This is a genomic window from Cellulomonas shaoxiangyii (assembly GCF_004798685.1).
In the GTDB taxonomy this organism is placed as follows: Bacteria; Actinomycetota; Actinomycetes; order Actinomycetales; family Cellulomonadaceae; genus Cellulomonas; species Cellulomonas shaoxiangyii.
This window is the reverse complement of sequence record NZ_CP039291.1, coordinates 3,459,067-3,472,837: the sequence shown is the minus strand read 5'-3', so window position 1 is coordinate 3,472,837 and position 13,771 is coordinate 3,459,067. Positions and strand designations below refer to the sequence as shown.

The following is a 13,771-nucleotide window of genomic DNA, read 5'->3' as shown; positions in this document are numbered from 1 at the left end:
GGAGCGGCGGTGACCGCCGCGCTACCGAGCGAGCCCGCACGTCGCGGATCTCGACGCGTATCTGCAGCCCTCCGGGGCGGCTCTGTTCATCGTGATCCACGCGTCCCTCCGAGTCTGCGAGGGTCCCACCGCAGGAGGTCGCCATGTCACCGGACGCCGAGAGCCGGGCCGTGCTCCCACGCTCGCGAGCCCGGTGGCGCTCGCGTGTGCTGGGCGCCGTCACCGCGGCGCTCCTGCTCTCCGCCTCGTCGTGCGAGACGGGAGAACCGCCAGCACCGCCGCCGGTCGTGCGGGGGCTCGCAGACTTCCACAGCCACATGTTCGCCGACCTGGGGTTCGACGGGTCGCTCCTCACGCACTCGACCGACCCGGCCGCGCCCTGCCGGGCGCCGCTGACCTCCGACGCGTCGACGTTCCGTCTCGCCGACGTCGTGCGCGCCGGGCTCGTTGACGAGGCGGCGACGCAGGCCGCTTCCGGCCGGTGCTTTCCGACGCCGACCAGCCGTGCCGGGCAGCAGGTGGACGTCGACAGCCTGGAACGCGCCTGGCGGTACGGCCTGCGGCTCGTCGTCATCCACGCCGTGAACAGTGAGTTCCTGTGCCTGGCCGCCAAGATCACGTCGAGCTGTCCGGACATCCCGTCCATCGAGGCGCAGCTCGCCGCGGCGCGGACCCTGCAGAACACGATCGACGCGACGTCGGGCGGCCCCGGCACCGGATGGTTCCGCATCGTGCTCACGCCCGCCGAGGCCCGGACCGTGATCGGGGAGGGCAAGCTCGCGGTGGTCCTGGGCGTCGAGGCGGCCGGCGCGTTCGGCGGCTGTGCGTTCGTCCCTGCCGGCGTGACGCCCGCCGTGCCGCCGGTCAGTCCGTTCGTGAGCAACCCCGACGAGACGCGGTGGGCCCTCAACTGCAACGGGCTCCTGCCTCCACTGCTCGACGAGGGCGTGACGTCGCGTGCCGTGGCGCTCATGGAGCGCTACCGCGAGCTCGGTGCCCGGCACTTCTACCTCATCCACAACCTGCAGGGGGTCGCGGGTGGCAACTCGCTGTCCGCTGCGCTCCTGCACGCGGTCACCAACCCGTCGCGACACGCGCCGGGCAGCCCGTTCGACAGGGTCGCGGACATCGACCGGGTCGTCCGTGACGTCCGACCACCCATCACGTCGTTCGCCTGCCCGACGGCGTTCGCGTTCGACGGCGGACGGTGCAACAGCGTCGGTCTGACGTTCACGGGCCGTCAGCTCGCGCGCGCCATGGCGAACGAGGGGTCGGTCATCGACCTCGACCACCTCTCGATCAAGGCCAAGCGCGACCTGTGGGCCGAGCTGGGTGACCAGTACCCGGTGGTGAGCAGCCACAGCGGCTTCAACGAGATCAACGGCGGCGACAAGAGCAACGAGGACCAGCTCCTGCCCGACGACCTCCAGCGGCTGATCCGCTGGGGCGGGTCCGTGGCGCCGATCCTCCTGCAGGGCACGGCGGCGGACGAGGTGCGCACCTACCCGGCGGGCTCCACCACGGCGCCCCACGTGTGCCCCGGGACGAGCGAGACGTGGGTGCAGGCGTACCGGTACGCCGTCGACAAGCTCCGTACGACGCCGCTGGCTGTGGGGAGGCCCGCGTTCGTCGGTGTGGGGTTCGGCTCGGACTTCAACGGGCTGGCGGGGTGGCCGCGGCCCCGGTTCGACAGTGCGGGGACGGCGGTCGGCGAGACGTCGTTCGATCCGCTCTTCGTCGGTGGGGCGCTGACACCGGTGGGTGGCCGCTGCTACCTGGCGATCGGCGGCTTCCCGGCCGGCGCGCCGCCGCACGTCACGTACCCGTTCGTGTCGCCCCTCACCGGTGAGTCGTTCGACCGGTCGACCCTGCCCTGGTCGGGACGCTCGGAGCCGTACGACATCTCCTTCGACGGCGTCGCGCACGTCGGAATGATCCCCGACTTCGTGGAGGAGCTGCGGGTCCTGGGCCTGTCCGACGACGAGCTCGAGCCGCTGTGGGGCGGCGCTGAGGCGTACCTGCGCACGTGGGAGACCGCCGGCGCCTGGGCGGGCAACTACGGCACCGAGCAGCGGCGGGGTGTCCGCGACGCGTGCCGCGAGGCACGGTCCGGGCTCGCACAGCTCGGAACCTCGGTGCAGGCGACCGTGACCCTGTGGCAGGACGCGATGGCGCGGGTGCGGTCGCTCGGGTGCGACTACCTGAGCGACCAGGCGACGCCGAGCCCGGCGCCGTAGCCGCGCGTCGCCACACCCGCGCTCGCGCCCGAGCCTCGACGTCCGCCGGGAGGGACACGTCGGCACCCACCCCGGACACGCCCGGCCGTGCGACAAGAAGCTCGAGCAGCCACTCGCCCACCCGCACCCCAGGTCCACGACGCGGGCACCTGTCGGAGGGGACAACCGCGAGAGCAGCTCGCGCACGTTGGCCCGTGACACCGGAGCAGCGATGCGATGCGAACCCAGAGGCGGGCGCGCCTGTAGGGACTCATCGAAGCTGCCCGACGACCGCCACTCTGACCTGTGGCGGGACAACTTGGTGAGAAGGCCGTCGTCTCACCAAGTTGTCCAGATCCTCAGCCTGGACCGTGCGCGGAGCCCGTAGCGCACCGCTGCGCACATGAACCGTCCGGTCATCGCCGCGGCGCTCGCGCAGAGCGAGACGCAGGGCAAGATGGCGACATGGAGGCCGAGGCCGAGCGCGTCACCTACGAGTACGAGAGCCGCGCCCTGCTGAAGTTGCAGCAGGCAGGTCGGGTGTTCCAGTCGCTCGAGCGGGAGATCGACCGCTGGAACGAGGACCACCAGCTGCTCGCGCCGATGCGCTCGCCCCACGACGGGCCGTCGCGTCTCGAGGTCTTCCGTCCGCAGGAACTGGACGAGCTGCCCGCCGCGGCCTGGGAGGCGACGTTCCACGATGGCGTCCACAACCTGCGCGTCGCGCTCGACACGCTGTGCTTCGAGCTGTGCCACATAGAGGGGCACCCCCAAGAGCCTGGGAAGATCCACTTCCCCGTGACCGCTCACCCGAACGAATGGCCAGAGCGAACTAAGCACCTGAGCACGATCCCCGCGCCGCTGCTGGAGCGGATCCGCCAGGTCCAGGGCTGGGCCAGGCGCGACGACGGGGAGCCAGACCCGTTGACCCTCATCGCCCGCGCGGACAACGACGACAAGCACCGTGCGACCGGTGTGCTCCTCGACGTCCTCGCCATGTTCCAGTGGGCGGTGCGCGAGTCCCATCCACTGCCGCCCGAACTGGCCAACACACGGGACTGGCCGCTGGAACTCTGGATGGACCTTCGGGTGACGCCGCCCCCCGAGCGGGGTCAGGCATCGCTCATGCCCGTCCTGGCGTGGCCCTTCGTGGTCTTCCAGGGCCTGTTCGCCAACATCGCCGACGCCCAGCGCTGGCTCTACCACGAGACGGATCGGATCATCTCCTTCCTCGCCTCCGGCGAGTGGTCCAACGCCGGGTTCGAGCGAGTACTCCCCGGTCCTGTCTGGTCTCCGTGGCAACCCTCGGTGCACGGTGAGGGCGCCGACGTACCGGCCGACGGTTGTTCAGACCCGCGGTAGGCCCGGACCCGAACGACATGGGGAGGCACACCACCGTCCCTTGCGCGACGTCGCGCAGGTCGACCTCACGCTCGACGCCATCGGGCTGTCACGTACGCGACCCGCACCGCGCGCGGGCCTACGCGTCGAGCGGCCCCGCTTGGCCAACTCGGTGAGATCCCACGACTTCCCGAGCCCTCAGGCGCGTCTTCCCACGGGATTTGCCGCGGGATCGGTGCGTCTTGCTGTAGGAACTCGTCGGAGTTGTCTTCTTATCGGGCGTCCCGCGTCCGCGCGGACGGCTTCGTGAGACGGTGCTCGTCTCGTGTTCGTGTCCGAATCCTCAGTACGGCGGAGGCGATGGTGGGTACTGCCAGCAGCACACCCGTGTTCGACATCGCCTTCACGGAGGCGGTGTGCAACGTGCTCGCCGCGACGGACGCGCCGGCGTTGTCTTCGTCCGAGTTGACCTCCGTGCTGCGGGTCGTCGGGATCCACAGGCTCGACGAGGGCGCGAACAAGCGCACCCGCCTGTTGACGACCCTGCACAACGCCCAGGTCAGTCGCGGCACCGGCAAGACGCTGATCGGGTTCTTGAATGCCGCGATGAGCCCAGCGAGGTACGTGAGCGAACCGCTGCGGTGGGAGGCGCTGCGCGGCCAGCTCAACGCCGTCCTGGTCTTGTACGGGCTGCGCGTGAACGACGAGGGGAAACTGGCGCGCGGACGCACGGCCGCGACACTGTCCGAGGCGGCCCAACTCTCCGGGGAGCTGTTGACCGAGCTGCGACATCGGGGGTGCCACGCGGTCCTGCTCGACTACTGCTCTGAAGAGCTGATCACGCAGTCCCTCTTCCACGCCATGAGCGAGGCGTCCAAGACGATCCCCGACCGCATCCGGCGACACACCGGCCTCGCCGGCGACGGCGCAGCCCTGTACGACCAGGCGCTCGGATCTCAGAACCTGACGCCGCTCGTCCAGATTAATCCCCTGGCGAGCGACTCAGAAGTCAGCGAGCACCGCGGTTTCAAAAACATGCTGGTCGGCATCCACGGCCACTACCGCAACCCTCGCGCGCACCGCACGCGGCTGGGCTCGACGGAAGCACGCGACGACTTCCTGGACGCTTTCTCGCTCTTCTCCTACATCCACAGGCGGCTCGACCAGGCCGGCGTCGGCGCGTAGAGCGCTCGGAAGTCGTACCCGAGGAGACGCGTCGAACGTCCGACCGTGATCGACGAACGCCGCTAGGTTCCAAGGCATGGAAGCAGGGACCTGGGTCGCGCTCGTGCTCGGCATCGGTGGCGCCGGGTGGGCCATCACGCAGTTCTTCGTAACCCGCAAGGACACAAGGGAACGCGACGAGCGGGACCGTCTTGGTGCGCAGGCCAGCGCCCAGCACGAGCGGGACACCGAACTCGAGCGGCGCTGGGTCCAGGAGAAGCGGTTGATCTACGTCAGGACCCAAACAGTGCTGAGCGACCTGCTCGACGCCAGGACGGACATGCTCACCAAGCCTGTCGGGTCCCCCGAGCGCCAGGCCGCAATCGATACGGACAACGCGGCGTCGATTCTGATGAACAGCGTGCACGCCGAAATCAATCTGCTCGCTCCTGACGCAGTGCGTGACGCCGTCTTCGCGGCGGAGCAGGCCTTGGAGGAAGTCGGGGCCGCGCTGCTGATCGACGGGGTACGTACACCCCCCGACCCCATCGGGGCGGCGACGGAGTCATGCCGAGCTGCGCTCAACGCGATGCGTGCAGATCTCGGAATCGGCCCGGTGCGGGACTGGCGCACGGCCATCGAGGACTAGCGGAGGTGTTGGCCTCGCACAACGAAGGAAGGGCCAAGTCCTGTCTACGGTTGACAGTGGCGCGCCGACCGCGGTCAGGTCGTCCTCGATCCGGGCGAGCTCGGCGTCCAACGTCGCGCGGGCCTGGATGTGGGCGTCGGCATCGATACCGGCGGCCGTCATCTCACGCGAGCTGCGAGCCAGCGCCTGGATGCGCCGTCGAGGTGCATCGAGCGCCTCGGCGATGAACAGGCTCGTGGCGTCAGCTGGTGGTGCACGTGCGCACGTGCTCGCCGGGGACCTGCATTGCGAAGTCGTGGTGCCCGATACCGACGTAGACCGGGACCCGGCCCGAATCTGCCGCGCTGACGGCGGCTGCGCTCGCCCGGATCTGCCGCTGCGCGGTCGCTCTTCCCGCTGTGAGGCGTCCGGGGGGTGTGACGCATTTGGACTATGGAGTGTCAGCCCGTGCCTCCCCATCGCGACGCCTTCGATTGTCAGCTCGTCCCATCGCGTCATGTGCATCACCGGCTGCTGTCAGGCAGAACTCGAGCACCAGTTGAGCGTTGATCTTGTAGCCCTGGGGCGCGTTGCCATCCCAGGCATCCCCGTCGTGGTGCTCGAAGTACATCGTCGCGCTGCTCTGCCGTACCTTCATGGTCCCGCGAGGCGCAGTGCGCACGACGTCGCCGGCCTGACGGCCCTCCGTGCTGATCCACTGGTCCCGCCACTCGCCTGTCTCAGGGTCCTGAATCGAGACATTCGAGTTCGACGAGCTGTTTACGTCGAGTAGCAGCCGGTGCTTGTCGACGTTGTCCAGCTGCGTGAGCACCCAGAGCCAGTGGCCAGCGCCGCCCCCCCAAGGCTCGAGGGCGCGCACGGTTTCGTGAACGTACGGGTGCGCTCCCCGTAGACGGGTCTTGGTGTCGAAGTCCTTGCTTGCTCGCGCGGTTGGGAACTGCGTGTGGGTCCCCGGTGTACCGCCGTTCAGGCCAACGAGTTGCCATGCAGCGTGGTCGAGTGCGCTGCGAGCGTTGTGGACGATGTCTCCGACGAGGACCGCCCAGTCGATGGTGAGTTGCTCGTCAGTGGTGTCCTGCACCAGCAGCACGTCCATCTCGGACGCGTCCGCTGACGGCGCGACCGCGAGGCTGCGCCACGCGTGCGGGAGATGGTGCATCAGCTGGTTCTGGAAGTCACCGAAGAGTTCGAAGGCCCGGAAGAGCTTGGGCGACCTTCGCTGCAGCTTCTGCCACTGCGGGTTAGCACGGCGGATCTGCGACGCACCCGACTCGAGCATGAAGTCCATGTCTACAGTCTGGAGCCCTCGACACGGCAGTGACGCGTGGTCCGGAGCCGCGTCACACCACAGATGGTCGGTGGTCGCGCGGGGCTGCTGCACGAGTGGGTGACGCCCACCTGTAGTGCCGCAGACGCCGCTGGACGGATGTGCCCTGTGCCCAAGCAGTCGACGACGCGCTGAGACGGGACTGCTGCAGGGTCGGTTGACACTGGGTGTGGCGATCATGCCGCAAGGGCGGCGTTCTGGGCGGTGAAGGCGAGCTCGAACTCGACGGGGGTGAGCTTGCCGAGGGCGCGCTGGCGGCGACGACGGTTGTAGGTCGGCTCGATCCAGAAGACGATCGCGTCGTGCAGGTCGTCGCGGGTAGCCCAGCGTCGACGGTTCAGGACGTTCTTCTGCAGCAGCGCGTGCCAGGACTCCATGGCCGCGTTGTCGCCCGCTGAGGCGACGCGTCCCATCGATCCCTGCAGGCCTGCAGCGGCAAGGACAGCCCGGAAGGTCCGTGCTCGGAACTGGGCTCCTTGGTCCGAATGCACGACCTCGACACCGGTCGGGGCGCGTCTGGCGACGGCGGTGCGCAGCGCGGTGACGGCGAGCTGGGCGGTCATCCGCTCGTCGATCGCGTAGCCGACGATCCGGTTGCTGAACAGGTCCTTGATCGCGCAGCAGTAGAGCTTGCCCTCACCGGTGGGGTGCTCGGTGATGTCGGTGACCCAGACCGGGTCTGGCTCGGCGGCAGTGAAGTTGCGCTGGACGTGGTCGTCGTGGATCGCCGGCCCCGGGGACTTGCCGGCGCCGCGGCGGCCCTTGCGGACCGTGGTGGACCACAGGCGCTGCTGTGAGCACAGCCTCCAGACGCGCCGTTCGCCGACGTCGTGCCCGGCGCGCTCGAGCTCGTCGGTCAGGAACCGGTAGCCAAACTCCGGGTCGTCGCCGTGGGCGTCGATCAGCGCGTTGGTCAGGTAGGCGTCCTGCAGCTCTCGGGCGCTGACGGGCTGCGCGAGCCAGGCGTAGTACGCCTGCCTGGAGTGGCCCAGCACCCCGCAGGTCAACCGCACCGGGATGCCCTCGGCGGCCAGGTCACGGACCAGCGGGTAGCTCATTTTGGGAGCGAGCCGGCGGCGAAGTAGGCCGCAGCGCGGCGCAGGATCTCGTTCTCCTGCTCCAACCGGCGCTTCTCCCGGCGCAGCTGGACCAGCTCGTTCTGCTCACTGGACGTCTGGCCACCGACGACGCCGTCGTCGATGTCGGCCTGGCGCACCCACCGCCGGACGGACTCGATCGAGATGTCGAAGTCGGCAGCGACCTCGGCGTGGTTCAGATCGCCACGGCGGGCGACCCGCACGACGTCACGCTTGAACTCGGGCGGGAACTTCTTGGGCACGACATCCTCCCAGCGGGACCTCGTCCCACAGATGGAGTGTCAACCGACCCTGCAGCAGTCCCTCTCACCTGCCTGTCCAAATCCTCGGGATGCCGTTCTACGCGGGCGGACCGACCGTTCTGGCCGTCAGTGAACAACCCTCACGGCCGGGGCCGAAGGCAGGAGGTGGGCGCCGACGGACCCGGTAGTGGGACGAGCAACAGAGGTGGTGTCTGTCGGCGTCGACGCCTCTCCCATAGATCGAGCGCCTCACTGAGCACGAGGGTCGGCGCCCCGTAGGCCTGAGCGATGTCGGAGACGCTTGAGGTCACCCGCCTCATCGAGCCACCACCCGGGATCGGCTCGTCCTCGGTCTCGATGATGTGTGTGACCCACATCCGAGAGTGTGCAGCTGCGCTTCCGCGCATCCAGTGATGCATGATCGCGCGCCGAAGCCATCGATCCTTCCGCGCCATGTACGCCGCGACGTCGGCGATCATCTTCGTCGCCTGAAACCTGGGGCCCGTGTGCCCTCGCTCGCGCAGGAGGTACGACGACGGGATCCGGAACGGGGCGCCGAACGCCACATGGCGCAGGTCGACCTCCGAGAGGGCGGTCTCGAACTCGCTCCCCGCGGCGGTCACGTACGTGGCACGAGCCACGCTCAGCTCCACGCCCTCGAGCATCCTCCTGGGACAAGTAGGTGAGATTGGGACACGCCGTGGGCAGCTACGTGAGATTGGGACAACTCAGATGAGATCCCACTGTAGGAACTCAGCGGAGTCGTCCGCATGGCGCGGCCATGACCTGCGAGCGGACAGGTAGGTGAGAGGCCGCCTGTCTCACCTACCTGTCCACATCCTCAGGTCACGGCGTGCACACCGTCGACCCGTCCGGGGCGACGTCGCAGTCCCAGACCTGAGCTTCCTCGACGACGTCTGCAGGGACGCTGCTCACCAACGAGCGCGTGACGGTGCTTTCCCCGATGACCGTGCCGGCGGCGATCCCGTCCTGGTCCCGCGTGGCGATGTCGCGCTCCCCCAACAGGTCGCCGGTGGCGGGGTCGATGACGAGCTCGCTGCGCATGCCGTCGTTCGACTCGTACCTGCCGAACGCGACACCGCTGGCCGGGCCGACCTCCGCCGTGTGAGCGGTGACCTCCACACCGGGGATGGTGGCGAGGACGCGGTACAGCGCGCTGCGCAGGTCGGCGGGCACGACTCCGGATGTGAGCAGGTCGGCGACGAACGTGAAGGCTTGACCGTCAGCCGAGCTGCCCCCGCCGGCAGAGTCCCGGTAGAGGCGTTCCCGCAGCGCCGACGTCTCGCGGGGGAGCGCCGCGAGGAACGCAGGGTTGGGCGTCTGCCAGGTCCCGGGTGCGTCCTGCGGAGCAAGGTCGCTCGTCCACCCGTCGGTGGTGTCGCCCAGCCAGCCTGCGAGCTCCGTCAACGTCACGGGCGCGCCAGCGAGCTGGCGCACGAGACGCGTCGGCCTGTCGACGAAGTAGCTCGGTCGTGAGCCGTCCGCCGCGTGGAACGCGGTGCTGTCGCGGGACTCCAGGATGGCGACCCGCCCGGAGGGCAGGTCGATGATGCCGAGAGTCGTCCCGCTCGTCGTGACCTCCCACCAGTCACCGGGGTCGGCGAGCGGATCGACGGCGACGACCTGCTCCGCCGCCCTGTGCAGGATCTCCACGGCGTCGGCCGATGCGCTCGGTCGAGCGATCATCGCGGGCGCGACGACCAACGCGGCCGCAACGACGGCAGCGACCGGGGTCAGGATCGCGAGCCTGCGCGGCAACGTGCGACGAGGGCGGCGGACCGCGTCACCGCAGGTCACCCCGCTCGAGATCTCGCGGGCAGCGGCGCGCAGGTACGTCTCGTCGTAACCGGTCAGCCCGCGCGCCGGGTCGGCCTCGTGGAGCTGGTCGAACAGCCTGGTGCTCATCGGATCTCCTCCACGACGGACCGCAAGGTGAGGGGCAGGCGGGCAGGGGGCGACGCATCCCGCAGCACGGCTTCGGCGCGTCGTCGAGCGCGGTGCAAGCGCACCCGAGCCGCGGTGCTGCTGATGACCAGGACGTAGGCGATCTCATCGGTGCTGAGCTCCTCCCACGCCCACAGCCGCAGCACCTCCTGGTCTCGAGGCGAGAGGTTCGTCATGACGCGCGCGACCAACGCCTCGCGGTCGAGCCGCTCGACGAGGTGCTCCGCGACGTCCGTCGGGTGACGCTCCGGCTCGTCGAGCCGTGCGGTCCGGGCGACCAACGCCGTGCGACGTGAGCTCGAGCGGTGGCTGTGCAGGATCTGGTGGGCGGCGGTGCGGTACAACCAGGGCAAAGGCTCCGGAGGAACGCGGTCCCGGTACTTCCAGGCCGTCGCGAAGACCTCCGCCACGACGTCGTCCGCCTCGTCCGGAACGCGACGACGCGCGTACGCGAGCACCTTGTTCCCGTGCTCGACGAACATCGCCTCGAACCAGCGGTCGTCCCGCGGCAGGTCCCGGCTCATCAGCTCCATACCCTCTTGGTCCCGGCATGCCCCGAACCGTTACCGGCCCACCCACTGCGACCAGGGGCCGCTCGACCCTGGCCCCAAGTACCGGCGGCCCCAGTCTGGGACACGCGCCCCACCTGCTCAGGAGTCGATCGACGCCGACCTCTCCGGCTGGTGCGAAGAACGCCACGCCGATGACAACTCCGCGCGAAAGTGACAGGTCCGGTGCGACCCCACAGCAGCTCAGGCCGGCGTGCCGAGCGATTCTGCGTCTTCCCGAGCCCTTGGGCGCGTCTTCCCACGGAATCTGTAGGAACTCCCGCGACTTGCCGCTGTCCGACGCTCCGACCTTGACGCGGACACCGTGCGAAGAATGCCCGCGTCTCACTTTCGTGTCCGCATCCTCAGAAGCGTTGCTGAGCAGGCAGCGCCGAGGGCGGAGGTGACCGAGGCCGAGCCCGGTGTCTCGCCTTCTCTGACGTCGACCGTGCAACCTGGTGCGCGCTTCAGGTCAAGCCCGGACCGTGGCTCCCGCAGCGCGGCTGGGGCAACCGGTTGGAGGGTGTGGGCTCCCCGGCGGCGGTTCAGGTGCCGGCAACTTCTGCCGATCTGCTGCACATGGCGGCGTCGGGTGTCCCGCCTTGACGGTCGGGGGGCAGCGTGACGAGCTGGATCGTGCGGCGGTGGGCCCGTTACGGGCACGAGCGGCTGTATGCGGAGACGGCCGGCGGGACGGCGCTGGGGTACCTCGACCTGAAGACGGGCCGGTTCCACTCCGACGACCTGTCGAACCTGCCGCTGCTGGAGGCGGCGATCAACGACCACCTGGCATCTCGGCACGGTGCTGCCTCGTCGGGCGCCATCGGTGCGGCGCCGACGGCGACGCGCGAGCCGTCTTTGGCCGATGTAGCCCCAGCGTGGACTGACATCAGTGGTGCGCGTCCGGGCAGCGCGGCGCGTGAGCAGGCCGTCGCCGCACGAGCCGCGCAAGGCCGTTTCACGGGCTTCCTCGCGCGCGTCTTCGACGTCAGGACTGAGGAACGGGCGTGGCGGATCGGCGCCGACGGTGAGGAGGCGGTCGCGGCGCAGATCGCGACACTCGGTCCGCAGTGGCGAGTTCTGCACGCCGTGCGGGTGGGGCAGCGGAACGCAGACATCGACCACGTGCTCATCGGCCCGGCGGGTGTGTTCACGGTGAACGCCAAGAACCACCCGAACGCCTCCGTCTGGGTCGGCGGCGACACCTTCATCGTCAACGGCCAGCGGGTGCCGTACGTCCGCAACAGCCGCCACGAGGCTGGCCGAGCGTCGCGGCTGCTGACCGAGCACGCCGGCTTCCCCGTCGACGTGGTGGGCGTCATCGCAGTGATGGGAGCCCACCGCGGCTTCACCGTGAAGCAGCAACCGCGGGACGGGGCCGTGGTCGTCGTCGCCCGGCGGCGACTCAGCGCGTACCTGCAGGGACTGCCGGCCCGCCTCGACATGCGCCAGGTCGAGGCGATCAGCGACATCGCTCGACGTTCCACGACGTGGCGTTGAGGTCAACTGGCCCGCGCAACTGGCTGGCGCTCTCAGTCCCTCAAGTCTCGTGCCGACGCCGCCTGAATGGACACGGACGCAGGGGCAGCGACCGAGAAGACGATGTGGTTGCGCTGCGCCGGCACCTCTGGCCCGAAGGCGTCGCCCGCCGAACCCTGATTCTGCGAGTCTGCAGCAACGACGCCTTTGAGGTGCAACGTGGTGGTGTTGGTCCTGCTCCGTCCGGAAGAAGTCCCCCTCGCCTTCGCGGGGGAGCTCCCCGAGCCGAGCTACCGGCCCATGCCCGGGTCAGCACGGGAGCGGGAGTGGGAACTCGCCTCGGAAACCGGCGACGCCTCCGACCTTCTCGACGATGACGATGAGCCAACCGAGGGAGCGGTTGGGGTAACAGGGTTCAGCGATACAGATCCGCAGGAGTTCGAGCGGGTGGTCAGCGCCGAACTGTGGGGCCGCCACGTGATCGCGTCGGCTCTACTCGTGGACGGCAGGACCGGTGCATTCAAGCTTGTGGGACTCGGAACCGTCGAAGGCGGTACCCGGACGTCATGGCGCGGTGCGCGCAACGTCCGAATCCGTGCAGCACGCAGGTTGGCTGCCCCGGTCGCGCTGGACGTAGCCGCGGCAGCGACATCGACCCATGTAGGAAGTCATCTGTCTCGTCCGGTGCGCGGCGCTCGGACCTCCATGCCGACAGGAGCGCGAGACGGCCGCTGTCCCACCGTCCCGTCCGAATCCTCAGCGGCGGGCACCCCGAGCCGTCTCAGGGCAGACGTTCGCTGAGCACCCGGTCGAGCGCCGAGCGTCCCGCTGGGCCCCACGCCGGCTTCCCGCCGGGCAGACCGCGGTCCCCGTTCTGGCCCATCAGCATCAGGAAGAGGCTCTTGAGGGCGGCGAGTCCACGGGCACGTCGGATGGTCGCCTCGTCCGCCCGCGCGTAGGCGGCGAAGAAGCGTGCGGCCGTGCCCACCGGCAGCAGCAGCCACGCCGCCGCGAGGTCCCACGCCGGGTCGCCGGCGAACAGGTCGCCGAAGTCCACGATGCCGGCCAGTGTCCCGTCCGCGACGACGACGTTCGCCGGGTGCAGATCACCGTGCACCCACACCGGTCGGTCCTCCCATGTGGGTGCCGCGACGGCGTCGTCCCAGACGGCCCGGACGTCGGCGGCGTCACAGCCGATCGCCTCAGCATCGACTGAGCCGAAGAAGTGGTCAAAGCCGGGAGTGCAGTCCTTGGGGTGAGCGCCGCGGTCCGTACCCACCGGTGCGTCGGCGGGCGCTTCCACGTGCAGCGCTCGGAGGAACGCCGCCAGGGTGTCGGCTGCGTGCTCGCCGCGAGTGATCGACCCGTGATCCAGCGGCAGGCCCGGCACCCACGTCATGACTGTCCAGAGCTTGGGGAATCGCTCGGAAGGCGCGCCGCTGCGCACCGGGACGGGAACGGGCAGCGGCAACCGTGGGGCGAGCAGCGGCAGCCACCGGCGCTCCTTGAGCTGGCTATCGGGATGGGTGTCCATCCGCTGGATCCGCACAGCCAGTTCGCTGCCGAGGCGCCACATCTGGTTCCCCCAGCCGCCGTCCACCTCACGGAGCGGTAGTTCGGCCAGGTCGGGGTGCTGGTCTCGCAACAGGTCGCGGACGAGACCCGCGGTGATCGTGGTCGTGGTCATGCGGAGCCACCGTAGTGAGCGATAGCTGACCGTCCCAGACGGCCGAGGAAACCGGC

General features: G+C 69.5%; 11 protein-coding genes. 5 read left to right on the top strand and 6 right to left on the bottom strand.

Annotated elements, in window-relative coordinates:
- Positions 1–287: 287 nt before the first annotated feature.
- From E5225_RS15480 to E5225_RS15465, 4 genes are all read left to right on the top strand, one after another.
- Entirely contained in the window at positions 288–2,237 is a 1,950-nt protein-coding gene (locus E5225_RS15480; protein ID WP_167306025.1) for a membrane dipeptidase, read from the top strand.
- A gap of 444 nt (positions 2,238–2,681) precedes the next feature.
- A complete protein-coding gene (locus tag E5225_RS15475) occupies positions 2,682–3,578 on the top strand; it encodes a hypothetical protein (protein ID WP_135972022.1) in 897 nt (298 codons plus the stop codon).
- A gap of 366 nt (positions 3,579–3,944) precedes the next feature.
- Positions 3,945–4,742, top strand: a complete 798-nt coding sequence (locus tag E5225_RS15470; protein WP_243738049.1) for a TIGR02391 family protein — start codon at positions 3,945–3,947, stop codon at positions 4,740–4,742.
- Positions 4,743–4,818: 76 nt separating this feature from the next.
- Positions 4,819–5,370 (top strand): hypothetical protein, encoded by a 552-nt coding sequence (locus E5225_RS15465; protein WP_135972020.1) that lies wholly within the window; start codon positions 4,819–4,821, stop codon positions 5,368–5,370.
- Between the two features lie 430 nt (positions 5,371–5,800).
- On the opposite strand, the gene E5225_RS15460 is transcribed toward E5225_RS15465, so the two are convergent.
- The 5 genes from E5225_RS15460 to E5225_RS15440 form a co-directional block, all read right to left on the bottom strand.
- Positions 5,801–6,658 carry a hypothetical protein gene (locus tag E5225_RS15460; RefSeq protein WP_135972019.1) on the bottom strand — a complete coding sequence of 286 codons (858 nt, stop codon included), beginning with the start codon at positions 6,656–6,658 and terminating at the stop codon, positions 5,801–5,803.
- Between the two features lie 215 nt (positions 6,659–6,873).
- A protein-coding gene (locus E5225_RS15455; protein ID WP_243738048.1) for an IS3 family transposase occupies positions 6,874–8,036 on the bottom strand; the annotation gives its coding sequence in 2 pieces (ribosomal slippage) (positions 6,874–7,775 and positions 7,775–8,036; 1,164 coding nt in all).
- A gap of 140 nt (positions 8,037–8,176) precedes the next feature.
- A complete protein-coding gene (locus E5225_RS15450) occupies positions 8,177–8,689 on the bottom strand; it encodes a hypothetical protein (RefSeq protein WP_135972018.1) in 513 nt (170 codons plus the stop codon).
- A 193-nt stretch (positions 8,690–8,882) separates the two neighbouring features.
- Positions 8,883–9,962 carry a CU044_5270 family protein gene (locus E5225_RS15445; RefSeq protein WP_135972017.1) on the bottom strand — a complete coding sequence of 360 codons (1,080 nt, stop codon included), beginning with the start codon at positions 9,960–9,962 and terminating at the stop codon, positions 8,883–8,885.
- Complete coding sequence (locus tag E5225_RS15440) at positions 9,959–10,534, bottom strand: RNA polymerase sigma factor (RefSeq protein WP_135972016.1); 576 nt, start codon at positions 10,532–10,534, stop codon at positions 9,959–9,961. Before E5225_RS15440 ends, E5225_RS15445 begins: the two co-directional genes overlap by 4 nt.
- A gap of 651 nt (positions 10,535–11,185) precedes the next feature.
- On the opposite strand from E5225_RS15440, the gene E5225_RS15435 reads away from it, so the two are divergent.
- Positions 11,186–12,049 (top strand): nuclease-related domain-containing protein, encoded by an 864-nt coding sequence (locus E5225_RS15435; protein WP_208543832.1) that lies wholly within the window; start codon positions 11,186–11,188, stop codon positions 12,047–12,049.
- 760 nt (positions 12,050–12,809) lie between these two features.
- Here E5225_RS15435 and E5225_RS15430 read toward each other — a convergent pair.
- The gene (locus tag E5225_RS15430) at positions 12,810–13,715 is read right to left on the bottom strand and encodes a phosphotransferase (protein WP_135972015.1); all 906 of its coding nucleotides are present in this window, start codon (positions 13,713–13,715) and stop codon (positions 12,810–12,812) included.
- Positions 13,716–13,771 lie beyond the last annotated feature (56 nt).

Bases quoted from the DNA above. Each gene is read 5' to 3' on its own strand.
- E5225_RS15440 (WP_135972016.1), bottom strand. From the start codon at position 10,534: ATGGAGCTGATGAGCCGGGACCTGCCGCGGGACGACCGCTGGTTCGAG.
- E5225_RS15465 (WP_135972020.1), top strand. From the start codon at position 4,819: ATGGAAGCAGGGACCTGGGTCGCGCTCGTGCTCGGCATCGGTGGCGCC.
- E5225_RS15430 (WP_135972015.1), bottom strand. From the start codon at position 13,715: ATGACCACGACCACGATCACCGCGGGTCTCGTCCGCGACCTGTTGCGA.
- E5225_RS15475 (WP_135972022.1), top strand. From the start codon at position 2,682: ATGGAGGCCGAGGCCGAGCGCGTCACCTACGAGTACGAGAGCCGCGCC.
- E5225_RS15460 (WP_135972019.1), bottom strand. From the start codon at position 6,658: ATGGACTTCATGCTCGAGTCGGGTGCGTCGCAGATCCGCCGTGCTAAC.
- E5225_RS15445 (WP_135972017.1), bottom strand. From the start codon at position 9,962: ATGAGCACCAGGCTGTTCGACCAGCTCCACGAGGCCGACCCGGCGCGC.